The 24959-nt window shown below is 74.3% G+C and carries 21 protein-coding genes; 10 read left to right on the forward strand and 11 right to left on the reverse strand.

Translation table 11 applies throughout. The annotated features are described in order from the left end of the window. Positions 1-104 precede the first annotated feature (104 nt). Positions 105-1433: a glycoside hydrolase family 18 protein gene (locus ACZ7IF_RS01515; RefSeq protein WP_470961259.1), complete on the forward strand. Its 1329-nt coding sequence runs from the start codon at positions 105-107 to the stop codon at positions 1431-1433. Positions 1434-1499: 66 nt separating this feature from the next. Then, complete coding sequence (locus ACZ7IF_RS01520; RefSeq protein WP_470961261.1) at positions 1500-2726, forward strand: serpin family protein; 1227 nt, start codon at positions 1500-1502, stop codon at positions 2724-2726. Here ACZ7IF_RS01520 and ACZ7IF_RS01525 read toward each other — a convergent pair. Both ACZ7IF_RS01525 and ACZ7IF_RS01530 read right to left on the reverse strand, forming a co-directional pair. After that, positions 2723-3694, reverse strand: a complete 972-nt coding sequence (locus ACZ7IF_RS01525) for a PfkB family carbohydrate kinase (protein ID WP_470961263.1) — start codon at positions 3692-3694, stop codon at positions 2723-2725. The genes ACZ7IF_RS01520 and ACZ7IF_RS01525 overlap by 4 nt on opposite strands. Next, positions 3691-4326, reverse strand: a complete 636-nt coding sequence (locus tag ACZ7IF_RS01530; protein WP_470961265.1) for a bifunctional 4-hydroxy-2-oxoglutarate aldolase/2-dehydro-3-deoxy-phosphogluconate aldolase — start codon at positions 4324-4326, stop codon at positions 3691-3693. Before ACZ7IF_RS01530 ends, ACZ7IF_RS01525 begins: the two co-directional genes overlap by 4 nt. Positions 4327-4613: 287 nt before the next feature. Between ACZ7IF_RS01530 and ACZ7IF_RS01535 the strand changes: the two genes are divergently transcribed. From ACZ7IF_RS01535 to ACZ7IF_RS01545, 3 genes are all read left to right on the forward strand, one after another. Beyond that, a complete protein-coding gene (locus ACZ7IF_RS01535; protein ID WP_470961267.1) occupies positions 4614-4892 on the forward strand; it encodes a hypothetical protein in 279 nt (92 codons plus the stop codon). A gap of 76 nt (positions 4893-4968) precedes the next feature. Further along, positions 4969-6648 (forward strand): sigma-70 family RNA polymerase sigma factor, encoded by a 1680-nt coding sequence (locus ACZ7IF_RS01540; RefSeq protein WP_470961269.1) that lies wholly within the window; start codon positions 4969-4971, stop codon positions 6646-6648. Between the two features lie 95 nt (positions 6649-6743). Then, complete coding sequence (locus ACZ7IF_RS01545; protein WP_470961271.1) at positions 6744-9218, forward strand: helicase associated domain-containing protein; 2475 nt, start codon at positions 6744-6746, stop codon at positions 9216-9218. 54 nt (positions 9219-9272) lie between these two features. Here the strand turns inward: ACZ7IF_RS01545 and ACZ7IF_RS01550 are convergent, their stop codons facing one another. Further along, positions 9273-10664, reverse strand: coding sequence for a glutamate decarboxylase (locus tag ACZ7IF_RS01550; RefSeq protein ID WP_470961273.1), 1392 nt, complete (start codon positions 10662-10664; stop codon positions 9273-9275). A gap of 298 nt (positions 10665-10962) precedes the next feature. On the opposite strand from ACZ7IF_RS01550, the gene melC1 reads away from it, so the two are divergent. Both melC1 and melC2 read left to right on the forward strand, forming a co-directional pair. Next, a complete protein-coding gene (gene melC1, locus ACZ7IF_RS01555; protein WP_470961275.1) occupies positions 10963-11355 on the forward strand; it encodes an apotyrosinase chaperone MelC1 in 393 nt (130 codons plus the stop codon). Continuing rightward, entirely contained in the window at positions 11355-12200 is an 846-nt protein-coding gene (gene melC2 / locus ACZ7IF_RS01560) for a tyrosinase MelC2 (RefSeq protein ID WP_470961277.1), read from the forward strand. The genes melC1 and melC2 overlap by 1 nt, the downstream gene beginning before the upstream one ends. Here the strand turns inward: melC2 and ACZ7IF_RS01565 are convergent. Continuing rightward, the gene (locus ACZ7IF_RS01565; RefSeq protein WP_470961279.1) at positions 12158-12856 is read right to left on the reverse strand and encodes a response regulator; all 699 of its coding nucleotides are present in this window, start codon (positions 12854-12856) and stop codon (positions 12158-12160) included. The two genes, melC2 and ACZ7IF_RS01565, sit on opposite strands and share 43 nt — an antisense overlap. After that, positions 12853-14613, reverse strand: a complete 1761-nt coding sequence (locus ACZ7IF_RS01570) for a sensor histidine kinase (protein ID WP_470961281.1) — start codon at positions 14611-14613, stop codon at positions 12853-12855. Before ACZ7IF_RS01570 ends, ACZ7IF_RS01565 begins: the two co-directional genes overlap by 4 nt. Positions 14614-14720: 107 nt before the next feature. On the opposite strand from ACZ7IF_RS01570, the gene ACZ7IF_RS01575 reads away from it, so the two are divergent. Next, positions 14721-16097 carry a cation:dicarboxylate symporter family transporter gene (locus ACZ7IF_RS01575; protein ID WP_470961283.1) on the forward strand — a complete coding sequence of 459 codons (1377 nt, stop codon included), beginning with the start codon at positions 14721-14723 and terminating at the stop codon, positions 16095-16097. 291 nt (positions 16098-16388) lie between these two features. Further along, positions 16389-18158 (forward strand): S8 family serine peptidase, encoded by a 1770-nt coding sequence (locus tag ACZ7IF_RS01580; protein ID WP_470961285.1) that lies wholly within the window; start codon positions 16389-16391, stop codon positions 18156-18158. A 62-nt stretch (positions 18159-18220) separates the two neighbouring features. Here the strand turns inward: ACZ7IF_RS01580 and ACZ7IF_RS01585 are convergent, their stop codons facing one another. The 3 genes from ACZ7IF_RS01585 to ACZ7IF_RS01595 all read right to left on the reverse strand — a co-directional run bounded on the left by ACZ7IF_RS01585 (position 18221) and on the right by ACZ7IF_RS01595 (position 20659). Next, on the reverse strand, positions 18221-18907 hold the full coding sequence (locus ACZ7IF_RS01585) for a (2Fe-2S)-binding protein (RefSeq protein WP_470961287.1): 687 nt from the start codon (positions 18905-18907) through the stop codon (positions 18221-18223). A gap of 12 nt (positions 18908-18919) precedes the next feature. After that, positions 18920-19768 carry an alpha/beta fold hydrolase gene (locus ACZ7IF_RS01590; RefSeq protein ID WP_470961289.1) on the reverse strand — a complete coding sequence of 283 codons (849 nt, stop codon included), beginning with the start codon at positions 19766-19768 and terminating at the stop codon, positions 18920-18922. An 81-nt stretch (positions 19769-19849) separates the two neighbouring features. Beyond that, positions 19850-20659 carry an alpha/beta fold hydrolase gene (locus tag ACZ7IF_RS01595; protein ID WP_470961291.1) on the reverse strand — a complete coding sequence of 270 codons (810 nt, stop codon included), beginning with the start codon at positions 20657-20659 and terminating at the stop codon, positions 19850-19852. 140 nt (positions 20660-20799) lie between these two features. Between ACZ7IF_RS01595 and ACZ7IF_RS01600 the strand changes: the two genes are divergently transcribed. Then, positions 20800-21486: a GNAT family N-acetyltransferase gene (locus ACZ7IF_RS01600; RefSeq protein WP_470961293.1), complete on the forward strand. Its 687-nt coding sequence runs from the start codon at positions 20800-20802 to the stop codon at positions 21484-21486. 51 nt (positions 21487-21537) lie between these two features. Here the strand turns inward: ACZ7IF_RS01600 and ACZ7IF_RS01605 are convergent, their stop codons facing one another. From ACZ7IF_RS01605 to ACZ7IF_RS01615, 3 genes are read right to left on the reverse strand one after another with little or no spacing between them, the layout of a single operon-like run. After that, on the reverse strand, positions 21538-22563 hold the full coding sequence (locus ACZ7IF_RS01605; protein WP_470961295.1) for a TolB family protein: 1026 nt from the start codon (positions 22561-22563) through the stop codon (positions 21538-21540). 30 nt (positions 22564-22593) lie between these two features. After that, positions 22594-23865 carry an MFS transporter gene (locus ACZ7IF_RS01610; RefSeq protein ID WP_470961297.1) on the reverse strand — a complete coding sequence of 424 codons (1272 nt, stop codon included), beginning with the start codon at positions 23863-23865 and terminating at the stop codon, positions 22594-22596. Positions 23866-23867: 2 nt separating this feature from the next. Further along, positions 23868-24749: an alkaline phosphatase family protein gene (locus ACZ7IF_RS01615; RefSeq protein ID WP_470961299.1), complete on the reverse strand. Its 882-nt coding sequence runs from the start codon at positions 24747-24749 to the stop codon at positions 23868-23870. Positions 24750-24959 lie beyond the last annotated feature (210 nt).

The raw sequence follows: 24959 nt of genomic DNA on the forward strand, positions 1-24959 counted from the left end.
CCAGACCAATACGTTCCCGGGTGGACGGGCGCCGCCGGTGCAGGGCCGCGCCCGTCCCCGCACGGCCCAGGAGCACCACTCCCCCGCATCCGCAAAGGAAGCCCATGCGCCGCAGCACCCTCGGCCGGCTGGCCGTCGCCGCCTGCTCCCTCTCCCTGCTGACCGCCTTCGCGCCCGCCGTGGCGGCCGGGGACCGGGACCCGGCGGGCGGGCACGACCGCTCGTACCGGAAGGTCGGCTACTTCACCCAGTGGGGCGTCTACGGGCGCGACTTCCAGGTCCGGGACCTGGAGGCGAACGGCACCGCGGGCAAACTCACCCACGTCAACTACGCCTTCGGGAACATCGGCGCCGACGGCAAGTGCTTCACGGGCAACGTGGCCGGCGAGGCCGACGCCTGGGCCGACTACGCCCGCCCGCTGGACGCGGCCGACTCCGTGGACGGCGTCGCCGACACCGCGGACCAGCCCCTGGCCGGGAACTTCAACCAGCTGAAGGAGCTCAAGGCCAGGCACCCCGGCCTCAAGGTGCTGATCTCACTGGGCGGCTGGAGCTGGTCCACCCACTTCTCGGACGCGGCCCTCACCCCCGCCTCCCGCAAGGCCCTCGTCCGCTCCTGCATCGACCTCTACCTCAAGGGCGACCTGCCGCGGGACGGCGCCCGGGGCGGGGCCGGCGCCGCCGCCGGGGTCTTCGACGGCATCGACCTGGACTGGGAGTGGCCGGGCTCGGAGGGTGACACCGACACGAAGTTCCGGCCGGAGGACAAGCGGAACTTCGCCGAGCTGGTGCACGAGTTCCGCACCCAGCTCGACGCGTTCGGGCGCGAGCGCAGGCGCTCGTACGAGCTGACGGCCTTCGTCCCGGCCGCCCCCGCCAAGATCGACGCGGGCTTCGACGTCCGCCGGATCATGCGCGACCTGGACTTCGTCACGCTCCAGGGCTACGACTTCCACGTGTCCGGGGAGAAGACCACCGCCCAGCAGTCCGCGCTGTACGCCCGGGGCGACTTCAGCGTCGACGGCACGGTGGACTCCTGGCTGCGGCGCGGGGCGCCCGCGCGCAAGCTCGTGGTCGGCATGCCGTTCTACGGGCAGGGCTGGACCGGGGTCACGGGCGGCGGGGACGGGATGGGGCGGCCTGCCGCGGGACCGGCGCCGGCGAAGTGGGCGGCCGGGTACGAGGACTACGAGGAGCTGAGGAAGCTGGCCGCCTCCGGCACCTTCCAGGTGCACCGCGACCGGCGCGGCGGCCACGCCTGGCTGTTCGACGGCACCACCCTGTGGACCTACGACGACCCGCAGGTGCTGCGCACGAAGGCCCGGTACGTCCGCGAACGGGGCCTGGGCGGTGCCATGTTCTGGTCCCTGGACGCCGACACCGCCGACGGCGAGCTGACCACGGCCGTCGACCAGGGCCTGCGCGGCCGCTGAACCGGCGCCGCCGGGCCGAGGAAGGACCGTCCGGCCCGGCGGCGCCCCACCACGTACCCTCCCGGCATGAGGAACTCGACGGTACGGGCGGTCAACCGGCTCACGGCGCGCTGGGCCGCCGGAGCCTGCGGCGTGGACGGGGGTACGGTCTTCACCGCCGCCGGGGTCTGGCCGCTGCTGGCCCTGCTCGCGGACGGGGCGGCGCACGGGGCCCGTTCGGAGCTGGAGGAGGCCCTCGGCATACCCGCCGAGGACGCGGCGCAGGCCGCGCGGGAACTGCTGGCCGCGCTGGACGGCGTACGGGGCCTGCGGGCGGCGACGGGCCTGTGGGCCGGGGCGGACCTCCCGCTGGAGCCGGCCTGGCTGACCGCGCTCCCGGAGGGCACCCGGGGCACGCTGTCCGGCGACCCGGACGCCGACGGCAAGGTGCTCGACGCGTGGGCCTCCGAGCGGACGGACGGCCTCATCGAGCGCATGCCGGTCGCGCTGCCGCAGGGCCGGAACGCCGTCAGCTTCGTCCTGGCCTCCGCGCTCGCGCTGCGGCTGAAATGGATCCGGCCGTTCTGGGAGTACCCGCAGGAGATGTACGAAGGCCCCTGGGCCGGCCGGAACCTGGTCATGCTGCACCGCGTCACTTCTCTGCTGGACCGGGCCAAGGTGGCCCACGGCCCCGCCGGTCCGGTCACCTTGCTCGAAGTGGTCGGGGACACGGGGGTGGACGTCCACCTCGTCCTGGGCGAGCCGGACGCCCCGCTGGGCGAGGTCCTGAGGACCGGGATCGAGGCCGCCGCCAGGGCCCGCCCGTCGACGGGCGCGAGCCTGCTCCCCGACGGGAACCCGGGCCCGGGCCTGACCCTCAGGACGGTGCCCTCCGAGTCGCCCGAGCCGTGGCTCAGCATCTCGACACCCGCCTTCGAGGTCCGTGCGGAGCACGATCTCCTCGCCCAGGCACGGCTGTTCGGCCTGGAAGCCGCCGCCGACCGCGGCTCCGGCCGCTTCCCCGGGATCAGCTCCACTCCCCTGGCCGTCGGCTCGGCGCGGCAGTCGGCGGTCGCCCGCTTCCACGCGAGGGGCTTCGAAGCGGCCGCGGTGACGGCGTTCGGCGCAGTGGGGGCCGGCATGCCCCGCCTGCGCTACCGCGTCCGCCAAGCGGAAGTGCGCTTCCACCGCCCCTTCGGCTTCCTGGCGGTGCACCGCACCTCCCGCCTCGTCCTCGCCGCCGGCTGGGTCACGGACCCTCTCCCGTACGAGCAGCCGGACCGGGAGGCCGAGGAGGCGGAGTTCTGGGACTAAGCCGTGTCCTGCGCCAGCCGCGCGGCCAGCGCCGCCGTCTCCGTGAAGGCCGGCACCCGCCCCGTGCCGCCGCGGCCCGCCACCGACAGGGACGCCGCCGCCACGCCGCAGGCCACCGCCCGCCCGAGCGGGTCGCCCAGGGCGAGCCGGGCCGTGGCGGTGCCGGTGAAGCAGTCCCCGGCGCCGGTGGTGTCGACGGGCGCCGGGTCGACGGGGACGGGGTGGTACACCGCCCGGGTGCCGTCGTCCAGGAGCAGCCGGGCCGGGCCGGCGGTGACGGCCACCGCGCGCGCCCCCAGCGCCCGGTAGCGGGCGGCGGCGGTGGCCGGGTCGGCGGTGTCCACCAGGGCGAGCGCGTCGGCCGGGCAGGAGGTCTTCAGCAGCCCGGTCAGCGGGGCGATCGCGGCGAGCAGGGACCGGGCCTCGGCGCGGCCGGTCAGACGGGGGCGGTGGTTCGGGTCGTACGTGACGTGCCCGCCCGCCGCGTGGACGGCGCGGGCGGCGGCCAGGACCGCCTCGCGGCTGCCCGGGGACAGCGCGCCGGTGATCCCGCTGGTGATCAGCGCCCGGCAGCCGGTCAGCAGCGGGAGCCAGTCCCCGACGTGGGCCGGGGAGAGGGTGGAGGCGGCGCTGCGGGTGCGCCAGTACACGAACTCCCGGTCCCCGTCGGGGTCCGCGGAGAGCAGGTAGGCCCCGTTGGGGCGGGGCGCGCGGTGGACGTGGGCGACGTCCACGCCCAGTTCGGCGGCGCGGCGCAGCAGCGGGACGCTCAGCTCGTCCTCCCCGACGACGGTCAGGAGCGCGGTGCGGGCCCCGGCCGCGGCGGCCGCGGCGGCGGCGTTGAGGGCGTCGCCGGAGTAGGAGATCCGGGCGGCGGTGCCGTCGGCGGCCGCGCGCAGGGCGGTGTCGGCGTGGATCTCGACCAGGACCTCGCCGAGGACGAGGACGTCGTAGTCCGGGAGGCTCACGGCCGGCACCCCTCCCCGCCGCAGCAGGGCCCGGCCAGCTCCGCGAAGACCGCGGCCAGCTCCCCAGGGTCGGCTGGCAGGCCGCTGCCGACGCCGACGGCGCTCGCGCCCGCGTCGAGCCACTCGCGGACCTCGCCGGGCCGGATCCCGCCCGTCGGGACGAGCACGGCGTCCGGCAGCACGGCCCTGAGGGAGCGGATGAAGTCCGGCCCGCCCACGTGGGCCGGGAACACCTTCGCGGCGCCCGCGCCCCGGACGGCGGCGGCTATCTCCGCGGGGGTGAAGCCGCCTTCGAGGAAGGGCGTCCCGCGCCGTTCGGCGGCCTCGCGGACCTCGGGGGCCGGGTAGGGGGAGACGAGGAACGCGGCCCCGGCGTCGAGGGCCGCCCCGGCCTCGGCGGCGGTGGTCACCGTACCCACCCCGATGACCGCGGTCCGCCCCCGTGCGTCGCGGAGCCCCGCGGCACGGGCGACGGCCCGGGCCCAGCCGGGGGTGGAGGTGGTGAGCTCCACGGCCCGGCACCCGGCGCCGAGCAGTTCCCCGGTGGCCCGCACGGCCCGGTCGGCGTCGGCGCTGCGCAGCACCGGGAGCAGACGCTGGGCGGCCAGCACCGCGTACGGATGGCAGGACATGGAACCCTCCCGGCTGCTCCACGGCGTGGAACGGCACGCCGCACACCGCGACTTGATGGTCTAGACCATACACACCGGAGCGCCGCCCGGTCACCCCCTCGCCCGTCCGGCGCGTCGGACGAGGGGGCCGGCAGGAGCGGTTCACCCACTCCCGCCACCGCGTCCTCGTCTCCGTACGCGACACCTGCTCGACGGGTTCGAGGAGGAGGCCGACACCTGGGGCAGGCGGGCCCGGGGCCCTCGGGGAGCCCGTCGGGGCCGGTGAGGACTCCCCCCTCGGGCAAGGGGTGGCCTCCGCCGCCCACCTGCTGGAGTTCACCGGCAAGCAGGCGGACGTCGTCATCCTGGTCCTCTGCACCGGCCCGCGCCGCCCGGGCGCCCGGGCCTGGGCGGCCTCCCGCCCGAACCTCCTCAGCGTGGCGGTGAGCCGTGCGAAGCGCCGGCTGTTCGTGATCGGCAACCGCGGGGCCTGGCGCGACCAGCACTTCTTCAGCACCCTGGCGGAGTCCCTGCCGTCCCGCATCTGGAGTCCCCCGGGCGGCGGGGAAAAAGATTCCTCCGGATAACCGTTATCCGGGCCCCACTCGACGGTCTCCCAGTTATCGGGCAACATCGACCGCCGGTACGGACAGGGAACTTCACATGAGTACACAGCACACGGCAGAGCTGGTGGCAGCGGCCCGCGCGGGCGATCCCCGCGCGCAGGACGAGCTGGTCAGCGCCCACCTGCCGCTGGTCTACAACGTGGTCGGGCGGGCGCTGCAGGGGTCCCACGACGTGGACGACGTGGTGCAGGACACCATGCTGCGGGCGCTCGACGGGCTGGGCGGCCTGCGGACGGACGAGAGCTTCCGGTCCTGGCTGGTGGCCATCGCGATGAACCGCGTACGGGCGCACTGGCAGGCCCGCAGCGGCGGCCTCGGGCAGAGCGGGCTGGAGGCCGCCCAGGACGTCGCCGATCCCGGCGCCGACTTCGCGGACCTCACGGTCGTACGGCTCCACCTGTCCGGGCAGCGCCGCGAGACCGCCCGTGCCACGCGCTGGCTGGAGCCCGACGACCGGGCGCTGCTGTCCCTGTGGTGGCTGGAGTGCGCGGGCGAGCTGACCCGGGCCGACGTGGCTTCGGCGCTGGAGCTGACCCCGCAGCACACGGCGGTGCGGGTGCAGCGGATGAAGGCGCAGCTGGAGTCCGCCCGCGTGGTGGAGCGGGCGCTGGAGACGCAGCCGCCCTGTGAGGGGCTGCGGGCGATGACGGGCACCTGGGACGGCCGGCCCTCCGCGCTGTGGCGCAAGCGAATAGCCCGGCACGCCCGCGAGTGCATGCGCTGCTCGGGGCTGTGGAACGGGCTGGTGCCGGCGGAGGGGCTGCTGGCGGGGCTGGCGCTGGTGCCGGTCACGGCGGCGCTGCTGGCGGGCGTACGGTCCGCCGTGGCCGCCGGCTACGCCCCGGCGAACGTGGCCTTCGCCGACGCGGCGACCCAGCTCTCGCCGGTGGTGTCGGGCCCGGGCCGCGCCGCCCGGCGCAGGGGCGGGGACGCCGCCGGCGGTTCCGAGGGTCCGGCCGGACCCGACGGCCGCGCGGCGCAGCGCAAGCGCCGCCAGAACCGGCGCCGGGCCATCGGCGGCGCGGTGGTCGCCGCGTGCGTCGCGGGCGGCGGCCTGGTGTACCTCGGGCAGCTGCCCGGTTCGAAGAAGGCCGAGGCGGGCGGGGCGCCCGGCTCTCCGCTGGCCGCCCTCTCGGCGCCGGACTCCGCCGCGCCGCAGCCGTCCGGCTCCGCCCCGGCCTCGCCTTCCGCTTCGGTGTCGGGCTCGCCCTCCGCGTCGGCTTCCGCTTCGGCCTCCCCGTCGGCCTCGGCGAGCACCTCGAAGAGCCCGGCGGCTCCCGCGCCGACGAAGAGCACCGCGAAGCCCCCGGCCCCGCCGGCCCCGGGCCCGGCGCCGGCGGGCGTGGCGGGGCAGGTCATCGCCCTGGTCAACGCGGAGCGCGCGGCGGCCGGCTGCGGCCCGCTGAAGGAGGACGCGCAGCTGCGCAACGCCGCCCAGGGGCACTCCGACGACATGGCGCGGCGGGACTTCTTCGACCACACCAACCCCGACGGCGCCGACCCGGGGGCGCGGACCACGGCCGCCGGGTACCGGTGGTCGACGTACGGGGAGAACATCGCCAGGGGGCAGCAGACCGCGCAGTCCGTGATGGACTCCTGGATGAAGAGCCCGGGCCACCGCGCCAACATCCTCAACTGCTCGTTCAAGGACATCGGCGTGGGCATCCACACCGGGTCCGGCGGCCCCTGGTGGACGCAGAACTTCGGGGCGCGCTGACCCGGTCGGCCCCGCGCGCTCCTCTTTGACTCAGAATGCGGGCAAGATAGGGGCTGGAGCGGAACGAGCAGATCAACGCGGGCGGGGTGGGGTGTATGGCAAGGCAGGAGCTGCGCCCTCATCAGCGCGAGGCCGTCGACGCCGTCGTGCGCGCGCTCCAGCTGCCCGCCACCGGCCGGCTGCCCGAGCGGGGCCTGCGGACCCAGGTGATCATGGCCACCGGGTCCGGCAAGTCCCTGGTCGCCGTGCGCTCGGCCGAGGAGCTGCGGGCGGGCCGGGTGCTCGTGCTCGTCCCCTCCCTCGACCTGCTCGTGCAGACCGTCGCCGCCTGGCGGGAGGGGGGCCGCACCGGCCGGGCGCTGGCGGTGTGCTCGCTGCGCGGCGAGGACGTGGGGGTGCCCACGACGACCGCTCCGGGGCAGCTGGCCCGGTGGGGGTCGCGGCCGGTGGAGCGGTTGACGGTGTTCGCCACGTACGCCTCGCTGGGCCTCGGCACCATCGAGGGGGCGCACCTGGCGGGGCTGCCGCCCTGGGACCTGGTCGTGGTCGACGAGGCGCACCGCACCTCGGGGCGGATCGGCAAGCCCTGGGCGGTGGTGCACGACAACGCCCGGATCCCCTCCGTGCGGCGGCTGTACATGACGGCCACGCCCCGTGTGTGGCGCGACGGCGAGGACAGCGAGGAAGCCGAGGAGCCGGAGGAGGAGGCCGGGGCCGGCGCGTACGCGGCGGAGACGGCCGGCGGCGCGGAGCCGCGGGGCCGGGGCGAGCTGGTCGCGTCCATGGAGGACGATCCCCAGGGGCCGTTCGGCGCCCGCTGCTACACCCTGTCCCTGTCGGACGCCATCGACCGGGGCGTCTGTGCCCCGTACCGGGTGGTGTGCGTGGACGTCAGCGACCCCGGGTTCCAGTCGGCGGTGCTGCTGGGGGCCGACGGCCGCTCGGACCGGGTGCGCGGGATGCGGCTCGCCGCGCTCCAGGCGGCTCTGGTGACGGCCGCGGCGGACCAGGGCTTCCGGCGGACCCTGGTGTTCCATCACCTGACCAAGGAGGCCGAGGCGTTCGCGGCGGGGCTTCCGGCGGTCGCCGCCCGGCTGCGGGTGACGAGCCGTTCGCCGCTGCCGGTGTATCCGCGCACGGTCTGGGCGGACTGGCTGTGCGGGCAGCACACGGCGGCGCACCGGCGGCGGGTGCTGGAGGCGTTCGCCGCGGACCGGGTCGCGGACAAGGCGTTCCTGGGCAGCGTGCGGGTGCTGGGCGAGGGGGTGGACATCAAGGAGTGCGACTCCGTCTTCTGGGCGGACGTACGCGGTTCCATGCCGGACCTGGTGCAGGCGGTGGGCCGGGCGCTGCGGATCCGGCCGGGTGAGGGGAAGGTGGCCTCCCTGGTGGTGCCGGTGCTGCTGGGCCCCGGGGAGTCCCCGGAGTCGATGCTGACCTCACGGGCGTACGGGGACCTCGCGCGGCTCCTGGAGGCGCTGAGGGCGCACGACTCCAGGCTGGTGGAGGCCCTGGCCCAGCCGCAGGCGCCGAGCGCGGCGGCGAAGGCCCCGGCGGCGGCCGGGGCCGGCACGGGCCCCGGGGCGGGCGCCCGGGCGCTGCTGAGCTTCTCCGTGCCCCGGGATCCGGCGCTGCTGGCGGCCTTCATCCGGCTGCGCGTGCTCAACCCGGAGCACACGCAGTGGCGGCGGGGGGCGGAGGCGGCCCGGGTCTACGCGGCGTCGGCCGGGGACCTGAAGGTGCCGTTCGCCTTCAAGGTGCCGGCGGGGGGCGCGCAGTGGCCGGCCGCCCTCGCGGGGTTCCCGCTCGGCCAGTGGATCGCGGACGCGCGGCGCACGTACCGCAGGGGTGCGCTGGGCCGGGAGCGAACCCGTGAGCTGGAGGAACTCGGCATGGTGTGGAGCCATTTCGACGTGGCCTTCGAGGAGGGGCTCGCGGCGGCCCGCGCCTGGGCCGCCGAGCACGGGCACCTGCTGCCGCCGGTGGACGCGACCTGGCGCGGGGTGCCGGTCGGGGTGTGGATGAAGAACAACCGGGCCGCCGCGCGGCGGGAGGGGCCGGGTGCGCTGCCGCAGGAGCGCCGGGAGGCCCTGGAGGAGATCGACGCGTCCTGGTGCCCGGTCTGGGACATCGGCTGGCAGCGGGCGTTCCGGCTGACCCGCGCCCATCTGGACGCGGGCGGTGCGGTCCCGCTCGGTCCGGGCTCGGTCGTGGTCCAGGGCGAGGACCTGGGGCTGTGGGTGCGGAGCCAGCGGCTGGGGTGGGAGCGGCTGGCCTGGGCGCAGCGGTGGCTGCTGGAGCACGGGCTGGGGCTGTCGCCGGCCGCGGAGGCGGAGCGCCCGCCCCCGCGCCGGAGCCACGCCGCCGCCTGGGCGGGGCATCTGGAGGCCGCCCGGCGGTTCCACGCGCGCGAGGGGCACCTGCGGGTGCCGCGCACGCACGTGGAGCCGGTCGGCGGGCAGGAGCTGCGGCTGGGCGCGTGGATCGCGAACCAGCGCTCCCGGGCGGCGAAGCTGGCCCCGGAGCGGGTGGCCGCGCTGACGGCGCTGGGGATGCGCTGGTCGGCGTGAGGCCGTGAGGCCGTGAGGCCGTGAGGCCGTGAGGCCGTGAGGCCGTGAGGCCGGTCAGTGGTGGAAGCCGGGCCGTGGTGCGGTGGCGGGGACGGGCTGCGGCGTGGCGGTGAGGTGTTCCACGGCCCGGCGCAGGTCGTCGACGAGCAGGGCGGTCTGGTCGCGGGTCACCCCGTGCCGGATCAGCACGCGCTGGACGACGGTGTCCTGCCGGTCGGCGGGCAGCGGGTACGAGGGCACCTGCCAACCGCGCATCCGCAGCCGGTCGGACAGGTCGTAGAGGCTGAAGCCGGCTCCGGCCGGGTCGGTGAGCGTGTAGGAGACGGCGGGCAGGGCGCCCTGCCCGTCGTAGAGCAGGGTGAAGGGCCCCATGCCCTCGATCTCGGCGGCCAGGTACCGGGCGGTGTCGGCGCAGGCCTGCTGGACGCGCCGGTAGCCGCCCCGGCCCAGCCGCAGGAAGAGGTAGTACTGGGCGATGACCTCTCCGCCGGGGCGGGAGAAGTTGAGGGCGAAGGTGGGCATGTCGCCGCCCAGGTAGTCCACGTCGAAGACGAGCTGGGCGGGGAGCAGGTCGGCGGTGCGCCAGACGATCCAGCCGACGCCGAGGGGGGCGAGCCCGTACTTGTGCCCCGAGGTGTTGACGGAGGCCACGCGCGGCAGCCGGAAGTCCCAGACCGTGTCGGGGTGCAGGAAGGGGGCCACGAAGCCCCCGCTGGCCGCGTCCACGTGGACGGGAACGTCCCAGCCGTGCTCGGCCTGGATCCGGTCGAGGGCGGCGGCGATCTCGGCGACGGGTTCGTAGTCGCAGGTGTAGGTGACGCCGAGGATGGCGACGACCCCGATGGTGTTCTCGTCGACGTACGCGGCGAGCTGGTGGGGGCGCAGGCCGGTGGCGCCGGCTTCCAGGGGGACCTGGCGCAGTTCGACGTCGAAGTAGCGGGCGAACTTCTCCCAGCAGATCTGGACCGGGCCGCACACCAGGTTGGGGCGGTCGGCAGGTTTGCCCTCGGCGCGGCGGCGCTCGCGCCAGCGCCATTTGAGGGCGAGGCCGCCGAGCATGGCGGCCTCGCTGGAGCCGGTGGTGGAGCAGCCGGTGCCGACGTGGCCGGGCGGGGCGTTCCAGAGGTCGGCCAGGATGTTGACGCAGCGGGCCTCGATCTCGGCCGTCTGCGGGTACTCGTCCTTGTCGATCATGTTCTTGTCGAGGCACTCGTTCATCAGGCGGTGAACGGCGTCGTCCGACCAGGTGGTGCAGAAGGTGGCCAGGTTCTGGGCGGCGTTGCCGTCGAGGAGCAGCTCGTTGTGCAGGAGCGAGTAGACGACCTCGGAGGGCGAGTGGTCGTCGGGGATCCGGTACTTCGGGAGGACCTGGCCGCTCAGGGCGGACGTGAACACGTCCGTCCCGTCGTCCCGGGCGTGGGTGTCCTTCGTCTGATGAAGAGCCATATCCGGACTATAGGTGCAAACCACCCCGCACATCGGCTTCAGAACCCCTCGAAAACCGGTCGTGCGGGGCGCTTTCCGGCACGGCTTCCGGCCGAGTCCCGGGTGTGACCCCCTCCATAGGACCCCCCGCCCGGCCGAAAAAATTACCGTCCAGTAGTATTTCTTCCGTAGATCTTCCCGTCCGGGCCACTGGAGCCGGTCCGGACGGGAAGATCGTCCAAATGGTTCTACATAGAACTTATCCGCTGATGTCCGGATAGCGGTCAACTGTCGTACAGGCCCTGATAGTTCTTCCGCCATGAACAAGATCACCCGTCGGCAGGCCTTGGGCACCACTGCCGGCGCACTCACCGTCCTCGGCATAGCGGGCGCCACCGCGCACGCCGCCGCCACCGACTCCCGCGCCGCCACCACCCCGGCCGGCACCGTCGACGAGGTGTACCAGGGCCGCCGCATCCAGATATCCCCCGCCACCGGCGGCGGTCACCACGGCGGCCACCACGGCGGCGCCGGAATGCCGACCGTCCGGATAGACGGCCGCGAGCTGCACGTCATGCGCAACGCCGACGGCACCTGGATCAGCGTCGTCAACCACTACGAGACCTTCACCGACCCCGCCTCGCTGGCCCGGGCCGCCGTGCGCGAGCTCCAGGGCGCCCAGCTCGCCCCGATGCAGATGGGCGGCATGTGATGGCCGTCCGCAAGAACCAGGCCGCGCTGACCGCCGAGGAGAAGCGCGCCTTCACCAACGCGCTGCTCGAACTGAAGCGCACCGGCCGCTACGACCGCTTCGTCACCACCCACAACGGCTTCATCATGAGCGACACCGACTCGGGCGACCGGGTGGGCCACCGCTCCCCGTCCTTCCTCCCCTGGCACCGCCGCTTTCTGCTCGAATTCGAAGCGGCTCTTCAGGCGGTGGACAAGAGCGTCTCGCTCCCGTACTGGGACTGGACCGCCGACCGCACCGCCCGCTCCTCCCTCTGGGCCGCCGACTTCCTCGGCGGCACCGGCCGCGCCCGCGACGGGCAGGTCATGGACGGCCCCTTCGCCTACGCGACGGGCAAGTGGGAAATAGCGGTCCGCGTGGACGGCCGCTCCTACCTGCGGCGCGCGCTCGGCGAAGGCGTCGCCCAGCTGCCGACGCGGGCCGAGGTGGACGCCGTACTGGCCATGCCCGTCTACGACATGGCCCCCTGGAACAGCTCCTCGAACGGCTTCCGCAACAACCTGGAGGGCTGGCGCGGCGCCAACCTCCACAACCGGGTGCACGTGTGGGTCGGCGGCCAGATGGCCACCGGCGTCTCCCCCAACGACCCGGTCTTCTGGATGCACCACGCCTTCGTGGACAAGCTCTGGGCGGACTGGCAGGCGAAGAACCCGAACTCCCCCTACCTGCCGGCCGCCGGCACCCCCAACGTGGTCGACCTGCGCGACACGATGCGGCCGTGGAACGACGTGACCCCGGCCGACATGATCGACCACCGGAAGTTCTACACGTTCGACACCGAGCCGGCCGCCGCCAGCCAGCGGTAGTGCAGTTCGGGGCGGCCGACCTGGCCGTACCGGGGCGTACGGTCCGCGCGCCCGGTGTCCACCAGGTGCTCCAGGTACCGGCGGGCGGTGATCCGCGAGATCCCGGCCGCCTCGGCCGCCCCCGCGGCGGTCAGCCCCTCGGGCGCCGCCCGCAGCAGCGCCGCGACCCGGTCCAGGGTCGGGGCGCTGAGCCCTTTGGGCAGCTGGGCGGAAGCGGGCGCGCGCAGTGCGGCGAGCGCCCGGTCCACGTCGTCCTGGCCCGCCGCCTCGCCGGCGGCGGCGCGGAACTCGGCGTAGCGGAGCAGCCGTTCGCGCAAGGTGGGGAACGCGAAGGGCTTGAGCACGTACTGCACCACGCCCAGCGACACGCTCTCGCGGACCATGGCCAGGTCCCGCGCCGAGGTCACGGCGATCACGTCGGCGGGATGCCCGGCCGCCCGCAGTCCGCGCGCGAAGCGCAGCCCGTGGCCGTCGGGCAGGGTGAGGTCGAGCAGCAGCAGGTCGACGGGCGTGCGCTCCAGCACCCGGGTGGCCTCGGCCAGGGAGTGGACGGCCGCCACGGCGGTGAAGCCGGGCACCCGGCCGACGTAGAGCGCGTGCGCGTCGGCGGCGACGGGGTCGTCCTCGACGACGAGGACCCGCACGGGCGCGCTCACGCCGCACCGCCCTGACCGTGCCGCCCGTCGCCCGGCGCGGCGGGAGCGCCGCCACGCGCGGCCCCCGCCCCGCCGTCCTCCCCGGACGCCTCCGAGCCGGCCGGCACCGCGCCGCACTCCACCGCCTGCGGGGCAGCGTCCGCCCGCCCGTGCCCCGAAGCCTCCCCAGACACCGGCAGCGGGAGCCGTGCGGTGAACGCCGCTCCGCCTCCGGGGGCGTCGGCGGCCTCCACCGAGCCGCCGTGCCGGTGGGCCACCTGGCGGACCAGGGCCAGGCCCAGGCCGCGCCCCTCCCCCTTGCCCGACCAGCCCCGCCGGAAGACGTCCGCCCCCTCGGGCAGCCCGGGCCCGTTGTCCGCGACCCGCAGCAGCAGCCCGGCCGCGTCCCGGCGCACGGTGACGGTGATCCGCCCGCCCGGCACCCCCGTCAGGGCGTCGAGGGCGTTGTCGACGAGGTTGCCGAGCACCGTGACCAGGTCCCGGGCCGGCGGCACCCCCGGCCCCGCCTCGATCGCCCCGCACTCCGGGGTGACGACCAGCTCGATGCCGCGCTCGTGCGCCTGCGCGGCCTTGCCGAGCAGCAGGGCGACCAGTACCGGCTCGCCCACGGCGGCGACGACCTCGTCGGTCAGCGCCTGGGCCAGCTCCAGTTCGGCGGTGGCGAACTCCACCGCCTCCTCGCTGCGGCCCAGTTCGATCAGGGAGACCACGGTGTGGAGCCGGTTGGCCGCCTCGTGGGCCTGGGAGCGCAGGGCCTGCGTGAACCCGCGCTCGTGGTCCAGCTCCCCGGTGAGGGCCTGGAGTTCGGTGTGGTCCCGCAGGGTGACCACGGTGCCGCGGCGGCCGCCGCCGGCCACCGGCGAGCTGTTGACGACGAGGACCCGCTCCGCACTGAGGTGCACCTCGTCGACCCGGGTCCGGTCGGCGAGCAGCGCCCCGGTGAGCGGGGCGGGCAGGCCCAGGTCGGCGACGCCGCTGCCGGTGACCTCCCCGCGCAGGCCGAGGAGTTCGCGGCCCGCGTCGTTGATGAGCGTGATCCTGCGGTGGCCGTCGAGCATCAGCAGCCCCTCCCGGACCCCGTGCAGGGCCGCCTGGTGGTAGTCGTACATCCGGCTCAGCCCGGCGGCGTCCATGCCGTGGGTGTGGCGGCGCAGCCGGGCGTTGACCACGTACGTACCCACCGCGCCGAGGGCCAGTGCCCCGGCGGCCACCCAGGCGAGGGCGGTGAGCTGCTCCGCGAGGCGGGCGCTGATGGCCCGGATGGTGATCCCCGCGCTGACCAGGCCGATGACGGTGCCGTCCGCGTCCCGGAGCGGGGTGACCACGCGGATGGAGGGGCCGAGGGTGCCGGTGTAGGTCTCGCTGAAGGTGGCGCCGCGCAGGGCCGGGGCGGTGTTGCCGAGGAAGCGCTCGCCGATGCGGCGCGGGTCGGGGTGGGTCCAGCGCCTCCCGTCCGGGGCCATGATCGTCACGAAGTCCACGCCGGAGTCGGTGCGCACCCGCTCGGCGTAGGGCTGGAGTGCGGCGGAGGGGTCGGCTCCGCGTGCGCCGGCGCGTACGGCCTCGTGTACGGAGGGCGAGTCCGCGACGGCCCGGGCCACCGCTCCGGCCTGCCGCCGGGCGGCGTCCTCGGCCTGGTCGCGGGCGGTGGCGTACGCGAAGACCGCGCAGCCGGCGACGACGAGCGCGACCAGCAGGACCTGCATGGCGAAGAGCTGGCCGGCGAGGCTGCGGGGCGGCCGGGGGAGGCGGAACATGGCGTTCAGTGTGCACCGGGCCGTGAACTCAATGAACGCAAGGGTGACCGGGGTCACAGGGTGGGCGATGGTCTCCCGGAACCACTTCACCACCCAGGAGGCGCGACATGGCCGCCAGACGCGACAGAACCCACTACCTCTACATCGCGGTGATCACCGCGGTGCTGCTCGGCATCGCCGTCGGCTTCGCCGCACCCGGCGTGGCCGTCGAGCTCAAGCCGCTGGGCACCGGCTTCGTGAACCTCATCAAGATGATGATCTCGCCGGTGATCTTCTGCACGATCGTGCTGGGGATCGGCTCGGTCCGCAAGGCCGCCAAGGTGGGCGCGGTGGGCGGGCTGGCCCTCGGGTACTTCATGGTGATGTCCACGGTGGCACTGGCCATCGGGCTGCTGGTGGGGAACCTGCTGGAGCCGGGCAGCGGGCTGCACCTGACCGAGGCCGCGGCACGGGCCGGCGAGGCGCAGGCCAAGGCGGGCGGGGCGGAGAGCACCCAGGAGTTCCTGCTGGGGATCATCCCGACCACCCTGGTCTCCGCCTTCACCGGGGGCGAGGTGCTGCAGACCCTGCTGGTGGCGCTGCTGTGCGGGTTCGCGCTCCAGGCGATGGGCCCGGCGGGCGAGCCGGTGCTGCGCGGGATCGGACACGTGCAGAAGATGGTGTTCCGGGTGCTGTCGATGATCATGTGGGCGGCGCCCGTCGGCGCCTTCGGGGCGATCGCGGCCGTGGTCGGGGCGACCGGGATAGACGCGCTGAAGTCCCTCGCGGTCATCATGATCGGCTTCTACACGACCTGCCTGCTCTTCGTCTTCGTGGTGCTGGGCACCCTGCTGCGGGTCTGCACGGGTGTGAGCGTCTTCGCGCTGCTGCGCTACCTGGGCCGGGAGTTCCTGCTGATCCTGTCGACCTCCTCCTCCGAGTCGGCGCTGCCGCGGCTCATCGCGAAGATGGAGCACCTGGGCGTATCCCGGCCGGTCACCGGCATCACCGTGCCGACGGGCTACTCGTTCAACCTGGACGGGACCGCCATCTACCTGACCATGTCCTCGCTCTTCGTCGCGGAGGCGATGGGCAAGCCCCTGGCCCTGGGCGAGCAGGTATCGCTGCTGCTCTTCATGATCGTGGCCTCCAAGGGGGCGGCCGGGGTCACCGGCGCGGGCCTCGCCACCCTGGCCGGCGGCCTCCAGTCGCACCGGCCCGAACTCGTCGACGGGGTGGGCCTGATCGTCGGCATCGACCGCTTCATGAGCGAGGCGCGGGCGCTGACGAACTTCGCGGGCAACGCCGTGGCCACCGTCCTGATCGGGACGTGGACGAAGGAGTTCGACCGCGAGCGGGCCGGAGAAGTCCTCGCCGGGCGGCTGCCCTTCGACGAGGCCACGCTGGTGGACGACGGCCACACGGCGCCTGGTGAACCCGTCGAGCCCGCCCCGCCGGCCGTGCCCGGTCCGGCGGCCGGCCCCAAGGACGGTGTGCCGGCCTGAGCCTCCGGGCCCGCGCACCCGCGGGATCCGGCCGGGCAGGGCTCGCCCCCACGGTGCCCAGCCCGGCCGGTTCCCGCATCAAACGCCAACGAACGGTGGCGAACCGCCACTTTCGGCCATGTGATCTTCAACTCTGCTGCGCTAAAAGGTACTTCCCTCCGGGGCCGCGCGTCTGACATCTTGCGTCCACCACTCGTTTCGTACGGACCAGTAGGTGCCACCAGCACCGCCGGCCCGTCTTCGGAGGACGCATTGATACCCCACATATCCAGCCGACCTCGACGTACCCTGGTGCTGGCCGCCACTCTCGGCGCCGCCCTCACCTTCGGAGCCCCCGCCGCGCTCGCCGGCACCGCTCCCGTCGGTCCCTCCGGCTCCCCGGCCTCCGCCCCGGCGGCGGCCCCCAAGGCTGCGGCCCCGGCTTCCCAGAGTGCGACCTGGGCCGCCGGCACCCGCGCCTACCTCGTGATCACCGCTCCCGGTGACAGCTCGGCGGTGCGCTCGGCCGTGACCGCCAACGGCGGCACTGTCTTCGCGTCCTACGACGCGATCGGCGTGATCGTCGCCCACTCGGCCTCCGGCACCTTCGCCACGACGATGCGCGGGGTCAGCGGGGTCCAGAAGGTCGGCGCCACCCGTACCTCGGACGTCCCGGCCGACGCCTACAACCCGGCGCTGCCCGCCAATCCGGGCCAGTCGACGACCCCGGCCGGCGAGCCGGTCCGCGCCGACATGAGCCAGATCAAGGCGGACCAGGCCTGGGCCGTCAACGCCGGTTCGGCCACCGTCAAGGTCGGCATCCTCGACACCGGTGTGGACGACCAGCACCAGGACCTGGCGCCGAACTTCAACGCCGCCGACTCGGTCTCCTGCGCCTACGGCAAGACCGACACCCGCGCCGGCGCCTGGCGCGACGTCGGTGACCACGGCACGCACGTCGCCGGCACGGTGGCCGCCGCCAAGAACGGCAAGGGCGTCGTCGGCGTGGCCCCGGGCGTGAAGATCTCCTCGGTCCGCATCGCCGAGCCGAACACCTCGCTCTTCTTCGCCGAGAACACCATCTGCGGGTTCGTGTGGGCCGGTGACCACGGCTTCAAGGTCACCAACAACAGCTACTACACCGACCCGTGGCAGTTCAACTGCCCGGACAACCTCGACCAGGCCGCCATCATCGAGGGCGTCAACCGCGCCCAGGCGTACGCCGAGGGCAAGGGCTCGCTCCAGATCGCCGCGGCGGGCAACGAGAACTACGACCTCGCCCACAAGACGACCGACACGGCGAGCCCGAACGACTCGACCCCGGTCACCCGCACCATCACCAACGCCTGCGTCGACATCCCGACCGAACTGCCGGGCGTGGTCACGGTCGCGGCGAACGGCACCGGCACCACCAAGGCCTCGTTCTCCAACTTCGGCCAGGGCGTCATCGACGTCGCGGCCCCGGGCCAGGACGTCTACTCCACGCTGCCGGGCGGCAAGTACGGCTCCAAGAGCGGCACGTCGATGGCCAGCCCGCACGTCACGGGTGTCGCCGCGCTGATGGTGAGCGCCAACCCGGCCCTCACCCCGGCGCAGATCCGCGACCGGCTGGCCACCCAGGCCAACGACATCCCCTGCCCGTCGGACAGCCGCTGCACCGGCACCACGGCCAACAACGCCTTCTTCGGCGAGGGCCAGGCCGACGCGCTGAAGGCGGTCGGCGGCTCCACGCCCCCGGCCGGCAAGTACTTCGAGAACACCGCGGACTTCGCCATCGGCGACAACACCACGGTGGAGAGCCCCATCGCCGTCACCGGTGTGACCGGCAACGCCCCGGCCACCCTCAAGGTGGGCGTGACCATCGCGCACACCTACATCGGTGACCTGAAGGTCGACCTGGTCGCCCCCGACGGCACCGTCTACACGGTCCACAACCGGGCCGGCGGCAGCACGGACAACATCGGCCAGACCTACACCGTCAACGCCTCCTCCGAGGTCGCGAACGGCACCTGGAAGCTCCGTGTGAACGACAACGCCGGCGGCGACACCGGCAAGATCGACTCCTGGAACCTCACCTTCTAGGACGCACCGCGCACAGAGGGCCATAGGGAAGCGGCACGTCCGCTCCCCTGTGGCCCTTCGCGTCACCGGGTGCGCAGCACGCAGTCCCCGCAGAGTCCGCCGCCCGGCACCCGGTAGTAGAGGCAGCAGCTGCGCCGTACGAAGGCCACGCCCAGGCCCGGTTCGTGGATGAAGGAGCCGGTGCCGGCCAGGGTCCCGCCGTCGGCGAGGAGGCCCCCCGCCAGCTCCACCGCCGCCCCGCCCTCCCCGTCCGGGACCCGGTCGAGCAGCACGCGCAGGGCGCCGACCAGCCCGGAGGCGGCGTTGCCGCGCAGCACCTTCGCGGAGACCCCGTACCGCTCCCGCAGGGCGGCGTCCAGCAGGCCGAGGTTCCCGAGGACGCTCTCCCCGAGGGCTTCGGCGGGCAGGCCCGCGGCCGGCTCGGGCAGCCAGAGCTCCAGCGAGCCCGCGTCGGGCAGCCGCCACCACACCCGGCCGGGGTCGAGGTCCGGCAGCCGCCCGGACAGGGCGGCGCAGCCGAGGCCCAGCGACCACAGCCGGGAGGCGATCCCGAACTGTGCGGTGGAGGCCGCGACCCGCCCCGGGCCGCTCCGGGTCCGGCGGCCCACCTCCTCGACGTAGGGGCCCAGCCGCTCCCCGTAGAGCTCCGCCAGCGGCCGGAAGCCCGGCCCGGGCGGTTCGGCTCCGCAGGGGACGGAGAAGAAGGGCCCGACGGCGGCCAGCCGGCGCAGTACGTCGTCCATGTCCATCCCCGGATGATCTCAGGCGGGGTCGTCCGCGCCGCCGGCGAGCCAGCCGAGCATCGCGGGGGTGGCGTCGAAGTGGCCGCCGTGCCCGGCATCGGCCTGGAGCCGCAGGGCCGCGCCCGGGATGCGCGCGGCCAGCCACTCGCCGTGGGCCGGCGGAACGAGCGTGTCCAGGCCGCCGTGCCAGAGCCGCACCGGCACCGCGACGGCCGCCGGGTCGAACCCCCACCCGGTGCCGAAGAGCGCCATGACGTCGTCCACCCAGCCGTCCAGCCCCGGACGGACCGCCTCGGCGAAGGCCGCGCCCAGCATGGCACTGACGTCCGGCCGGGAGAGGACGGCCCGTTCGACCTCCGGCAGCGGCGGCAGGCCGGCCGTTCCGACGTTCGTGAGGTGCTCCATGACGGCCGCCCGCCCGGTCAGGGCGGCGGCCGCGCTGCGGCGGTTCCCCTCGTTCATGCCGGCGGTCCACTCCAGTCCGGCCGCGTCCCGCGGCGCCAGGCTCGCCAGCGCTCCCACCCGCGTGACGCGTCCTGGATGCGCGGCGGCGCACGCCAGGGCGTGCGGACCGCCCCCGGACACCCCGAACACCGCGAAGCGGTCCAGGCCGAGCGCGTCGGCGATGGCGGCCACATCGGCGGCGGCGTCGACGGCCCGGCGCCCCTCGTGCGGGGTGGAGCACCCGAATCCGGGCCGGTCGTAGGTGATCAGCCGGACGCCGAGCTCGCGGAACAGGGAGTCGTCGGGGTGGCGGGCCAGCCGGCTCATCGGGCTGCCGTGGAGGTAGACGACCGGAGTCCCGCCGGGCACCCCCCACTCCTCGACCGCCAGCGTCCGACCGTCATTCAAGATCACTTCGCGCATGGCGGCCAAGCTAGCCCCGCCGCCGGTGCGCGGCCAGGGCATTTCTTTCTGGGCGGAACAGCACTCGGGGCGCGGCAGCGCTCACGGCACGACGGCGAGGAACTCCAGCAGCGCCCGGTTGAAGGCCTCCGGCTGCTCCACCCCCGGCAGGTGCCCGGCCCCGTCGATCACGGCGAGCCGGGCGTGCGGCACGAGCGCGCACATCGCCTCGGCCTCGGCGACCGGGGTGTAGACGTCGTCCTCGCCGACCAGCACCAGGCAGGGCACCTCCTCGGGCAGGGCGGCGAGCACGGGCCGGTAGTCGGGCCGCTCGGCCCGCCCGCGCAGGGCCGCCGCCGCTCCCCTGGGATCGGTGGCGCACATCATGGCGGTGACCCGGGCGGCGGCCTCCGGCTGGCCGGTGACGTTGTAGGGCGCCAGCATCTTGTCAATGACCTCTTCGGTATACGGACGCATACCCTCCGCGAGGAGCCGTTCGGCGAGCTTCCGGCGGAACTCCTTGCCGTCCTCGGTCTCCGGAACCGGGGAGGTGTCGCTGAGCACGAGGGCCCGCACCAGACCCGGGTGGCGCAACCGGAGCTCGAGCGCGATCTGCCCGCCCATGGAAACTCCTCCGACGACCGCCCGTTCGATTCCCAGGCGCCGGAGCAGAGCGGCCAGGTCGTCGGCGAAGTCCGCGAGCAGGGTCCGCTCACCGACCGCCGGGTTCTCTCCATATCCTCGCAGGTCAGGGGCTATGACTCGATAGCCGGCGGCGGCCAGCTCCGTCGCCTGGGGCGCCCAGATCGACCGGTTGAACGGGTGTCCGTGGACCAGCAGGACGGCCTCCGCGCGCCGGGGACCGAAGTCATCCCAAATCGATGCCGCGCCATTGCCAAATTGGGGGTTCATGAGAGGACTTTAAGGGGCTACATTGAGCCACTCGCGTTCACCTGACAGCCCGTTGCCTTTCACCCGCGTTTTGCGCGGGGGGTGACGTCAGGAGCGCACACTGTGCAACCACCCCACCGCCCAGAAGGACCGAAGGCTCCGTGCCCGTACCCGTACTCCTCGCCGGCCGCTCCGTGCGGCTCGAGCCCCTCGCCCCCCACCACACCGAGGCCCTGGCCGTGGCCGGGGCCGAGGATCGTACGACTTACGCCTTCACTCCCGTGCCGCACGGGTTGCAGGCGTCCCACGAGTACATCGACCGTGCCCTCGCCGATCAGGCAGCGGGTCGATCGCTTGCGTTCGCCGTCGTCAGAGCCACTGACGGTCGGGTGGTCGGTTCGACCCGGTTCCTGGAACTCGACTACTGGCAGGGTCCGCTGGTGTGGCCCGCCGTCCCGGGGGTCCCCTTCGGTGATCCGGCGACCGCGATCCCCGATGCCGCCGAGATCGGGAACACCTGGCTGTCCCCGGGCGCCCAGGGCACCGGCATCAACACCGAGGCGAAGCTGCTCATGCTGCGCCACGCCTTCGAGACCTGGGGCGTGCGGCGGATCTCGCTGCGCGCGGACGCCCGCAACGGGCGCTCCCGTGCCGCCATGGAACGTCTCGGCTTCACCTGCGAAGGGGTCCGCCGGGCCCATTCGCGGGGGCTGGACGGGGCGGTGCGCAGCACGGCCTTCTACTCGATCCTCGACGAGGAGTGGCCCACCGTCCGCTCGATCATCGAGCTGCGGCTCTCCAGCGCCGCCCCGCGCCGCCGCCGGCGCCGGACGCTGATTCCGGCGTAACGGTCCTGCTGCGCCCCGCCGCGGCCCTCGTCCCGCCCCTCCCCCGGTGATTCAGCCGAGGAAGGCCGGGGCGAGGGCCGAGTCCGCCAGCCGGGCCGGGGCGCCGCCGCCGTCGGCGGGCAGGGTGTACAGGTCGGCTCCGAAGTCGCCCGGCAGGGAGTAGACGAGGGTCCGGTCGTCACGCCACACCACCTGGTCGTCCACGCTGCGCTCCTCGGCGAGCGGGGTCTCCCGCATCGAGGCCAGGTCCAGCGCGTACAGCCGCCACGGCGCCTCGGCGGGCAGTCCGGGCACCCGCTTCTTGAACACCAGCCGCGTCCCGTCGGGGGACAGCGACGGGCACTCCAGGTTCTCCCGGAGCGTGGTGACCGTGCGCGCGGCCAGGTCCCCGCGGACGAGGTAGGTCCTGCCGCCGGTGGCGAGGGTCGCGTAGAAGGCCTTCTCGTCGGCGGTGAAGGTCACGCCCCAGAAGTTCACGTCGGCGTTGCGGTACTCCTTGCCGTCCTTGAGGACCGTGAAGTCCTCCAGGGAGGCGTCGAGCTTCCCGGTGCGCAGGTCGAGCAGCGAGGTACGGGTGGAGAAGTCCGTACCGGCGTACGAGTCCCCGCCGACGAAGACGGTCCACGCGGCGAGGTGCCCGCCGGGCGAGACCCGGGCGCGCGTGGGGATCCCGGCGAGCGGGTGCGCCGACACCTCCTTGAGGCCGCCGTCGAGGACGACGGCCCGGTAGCCCTCCTGCACCCCTCCCTTGTCGGCCTGGAGGCAGATCCCGGTGCCGGCCGCGGCGTGGAAGCGCAGGCAGCTGACGCCGGAGGCGGTACGGGGACCCCCGGGGGCGCCGGCCGGGACGGTGGCGAGCTCGTCGCGGTGCGGGCCCCAGGCCATGTTCCGGAAGACGATCCGGCTGCCGCCGCCCGGGGCCAGGGAAACCTCGCCCCGGGTGACCTGCGGCCCGCCGGCGCGGGCCTGGTCCTTCTCCGCGGCGCGCGAGGAGGCGCGCACGACGGCGAACACCCCGACTCCGGCGAGCAGCAGGACGGCGGTGACCAGGATCAGGATCCGGCGCTGGAGGGTCATGGGGGCCTTTCGGGCAAGGGGGATCGGGGATCAGGCCTGCGGGGCGTCGGCGGGCCGCAGCCACAGGCATCCGGCGAGGGCCGCGGCGAGCAGGACCGCGGCCGCGGCGAGGGCGGGCCGGGCGCCCCAGAGGGTCCAGGCGGCGCCGAAGCCGAGGGAGGCCGCGAACCGGGCGAGGGCCTGGCCGGTCTGGACGAGGGCGAGCCCGCTGCCCCGGTGCTCCTCGGGGACGGCTCCTGCGGCCTCGGCCATGAGCACGCCGTCGGTGGCCGCGTAGAAGCCGCCGTGCAGCAGGAGCACCGCGTACGGCAGCGACGGGTGCTGGCCGCCGGTGAGGAGCAGCGCGTACACGGCGAGCAGCGCGAGGTGGCCGCCGAGGAAGACGGCGCGGCGGCCGACGCGGTCGGCGAGCCGGCCCAGCGGCAGGGCCAGCAGGAAGAAGGCGGCCGCGGTGCCCAGCGGGAGGAGCGCGAACCAGCGGTCGGCGATCCCGGTGGCCCGTTGCAGCAGCAGGAAGACGAAGGCGTCGCTGACGGTGCACAGGCCCAGCAGGAGGGCGCAGAGTGCGGTCCGGCGCAGGTCCCGGCCGCGCAGCAGGCCGAGGGCGCCGCGCAGGGACACGGGGGCGGCTCCGGGGGCGGGGACGGTGCGGCGGCCGGGTACGAAGAGCACGAGCACCAGGACGCCGAGTGCGGCCACGCAGGCGCTGACGGTGAAGACGGCGTCGTAGCCGTCGGCGGCGCCGCGCAGGATCAGGAAGGCGAGGACCGGTCCGATCAGTGCGCCGGCGGTGTCCATGGCGCGGTGGACGCCGAAGGCCCGGCCGCGTTCCGCGGGGGCGGCGGCCAGGGAGATCAGCGCGTCGCGGGGGGCGGTGCGCAGTCCCTTGCCGGTGCGGTCGAGGGCGAGGACGGCGCCGATGGCGGGCAGGGTGCGGGCGAGCAGCAGCAGCGGCTTGCACAGCGCGGAGAGGCCGTAGCCGATGCCGGCGAGGGCCTTGTGGCGGCCGAGGCGGTCGCCGAGGTGGCCTCCGGTGAGCCGGACCAGGGCGCTGACGCCGTTGTAGAGGCCGTCGAGGAGGCCGAAGCCGAGGGGGCTGAGCCCGAGTCCGGCGACGAGGTAGAGCGGGAGCACGGCCGTGACCATCTCGGAGGAGACGTCGGTGATCAGGGAGACCGTGCCGAGGGCGAGCACCGTGGGGGCGAGGGCGGCGCGCCGCCCGGGGCTGTTGCCCGGGGCGGCGGCCTGCGGCTCGGGGGCCACGGCGGGCGCGGGGGTACCGCGACTGTCCGCGACGTACATGGTCAGGAGGTCCAGATCCCCGTGATGTCCTTGGCGGTGGCGGCGTTCCCGGCGTGGGTGGTCAGCCCGGCCAGGCCCTCCAGGGTCCGCAGCACGTCGTAGTGGTTGTAGGTGGTGGCGGAGGTGGAGCCGGGCGTGACGGGCTGGCCGTAGAGCACGGTCGGGATCTTGTTGCCGGCGAGCCGGTTGTCCTCGTCGAAGGTGACGACGAGGAGGCTGTTGTGGGTCTTGGCCCAGTCCGCGTACGCCTTGAGCTTGTTCTTGAGCCAGGTGTCGCCGGTGCCGACGGAGCAGTCGTGCATGTCGTTGCACAGGTCGGGGACGACGAAGGACACCTTGGGGAGGGTGGTGAAGTCCGTGGGGAACTGCGCCATCGTCTTCGCCGTGTTCGTGGGCACGTTGGAGAAGGCGAACCAGGGGTTGTGCTTGCGGGCGTACTTGCCGCTGGAGCAGGTGGTGGAGCCCTGGCTGGGCAGGCCCTCGTTGTAGCTGCCCCAGCTCTTGCCGGCGGCCATCAGCTCGGAGGCGAGGTTGGGGGCGGAGCTGAAGCCGGGGGTGTAGCAGCTGTCGCCGGTGACGCCCTGGTGGGAACCGGAGAACAGCTGGAGGTAGTTGGGCTGGCTGGGGTGGGTGATGCCGTAGGAGCTGGTGAGGTTGGCGCCCCCGGCCTTCAGGGAGTTGATGTAGGGGGCGCTGGAGCTGCCGATGACCTGGTTGTAGGCGTGGTTCTCGAAGACCACGACGACGGTGTGGTCGGGGGCGGGCAGGCCCGCCGCGTGCGCGGGCTGGGCGGGGCCGATGCCGGCCCAGAGGGCGGCTCCGGCGGCGGTGGCGCCGAAGGCGGTGGCGAGGGCGGTCTTGCGGCGAGGCCGTGAAATGGTCATGCCAAACACGGGGACACACCTCCGGACGTGGGGGTGGTGCGGGGATCGGGGGCGGCGGCGCGGACGCACCATACCCACCGGCATGCGCATGAGCCAGCGATGCTTGGATAACGGGAAGGGAACACCGGGGGCACCGTGGGTGACGGGTAATGACCTTCTCCGCGGAATCCCAAGAGAAGTAAAAATGAGGAACCCAGCAGCCCTTTCGTT

The sequence above is a fragment of the Streptomyces sp. NPDC037421 genome, from assembly GCF_055602105.1.

Coding starts and splice junctions, on each gene's coding strand:
- ACZ7IF_RS01520 (WP_470961261.1), top strand. CDS start 1,500: ATGAGGAACTCGACGGTACGGGCGGTCAACCGGCTCACGGCGCGCTGG.
- ACZ7IF_RS01545 (WP_470961271.1), top strand. CDS start 6,744: ATGGCAAGGCAGGAGCTGCGCCCTCATCAGCGCGAGGCCGTCGACGCC.
- ACZ7IF_RS01540 (WP_470961269.1), top strand. CDS start 4,969: ATGAGTACACAGCACACGGCAGAGCTGGTGGCAGCGGCCCGCGCGGGC.
- ACZ7IF_RS01570 (WP_470961281.1), bottom strand. CDS start 14,613: ATGTTCCGCCTCCCCCGGCCGCCCCGCAGCCTCGCCGGCCAGCTCTTC.
- ACZ7IF_RS01550 (WP_470961273.1), bottom strand. CDS start 10,664: ATGGCTCTTCATCAGACGAAGGACACCCACGCCCGGGACGACGGGACG.
- ACZ7IF_RS01615 (WP_470961299.1), bottom strand. CDS start 24,749: ATGACCATTTCACGGCCTCGCCGCAAGACCGCCCTCGCCACCGCCTTC.
- ACZ7IF_RS01605 (WP_470961295.1), bottom strand. CDS start 22,563: ATGACCCTCCAGCGCCGGATCCTGATCCTGGTCACCGCCGTCCTGCTG.
- ACZ7IF_RS01515 (WP_470961259.1), top strand. CDS start 105: ATGCGCCGCAGCACCCTCGGCCGGCTGGCCGTCGCCGCCTGCTCCCTC.
- ACZ7IF_RS01585 (WP_470961287.1), bottom strand. CDS start 18,907: ATGGACATGGACGACGTACTGCGCCGGCTGGCCGCCGTCGGGCCCTTC.
- ACZ7IF_RS01595 (WP_470961291.1), bottom strand. CDS start 20,659: ATGAACCCCCAATTTGGCAATGGCGCGGCATCGATTTGGGATGACTTC.
- ACZ7IF_RS01610 (WP_470961297.1), bottom strand. CDS start 23,865: ATGTACGTCGCGGACAGTCGCGGTACCCCCGCGCCCGCCGTGGCCCCC.
- ACZ7IF_RS01575 (WP_470961283.1), top strand. CDS start 14,721: ATGGCCGCCAGACGCGACAGAACCCACTACCTCTACATCGCGGTGATC.
- ACZ7IF_RS01530 (WP_470961265.1), bottom strand. CDS start 4,326: ATGTCCTGCCATCCGTACGCGGTGCTGGCCGCCCAGCGTCTGCTCCCG.
- melC1 (WP_470961275.1), top strand. CDS start 10,963: ATGAACAAGATCACCCGTCGGCAGGCCTTGGGCACCACTGCCGGCGCA.
- melC2 (WP_470961277.1), top strand. CDS start 11,355: ATGGCCGTCCGCAAGAACCAGGCCGCGCTGACCGCCGAGGAGAAGCGC.
- ACZ7IF_RS01590 (WP_470961289.1), bottom strand. CDS start 19,768: ATGCGCGAAGTGATCTTGAATGACGGTCGGACGCTGGCGGTCGAGGAG.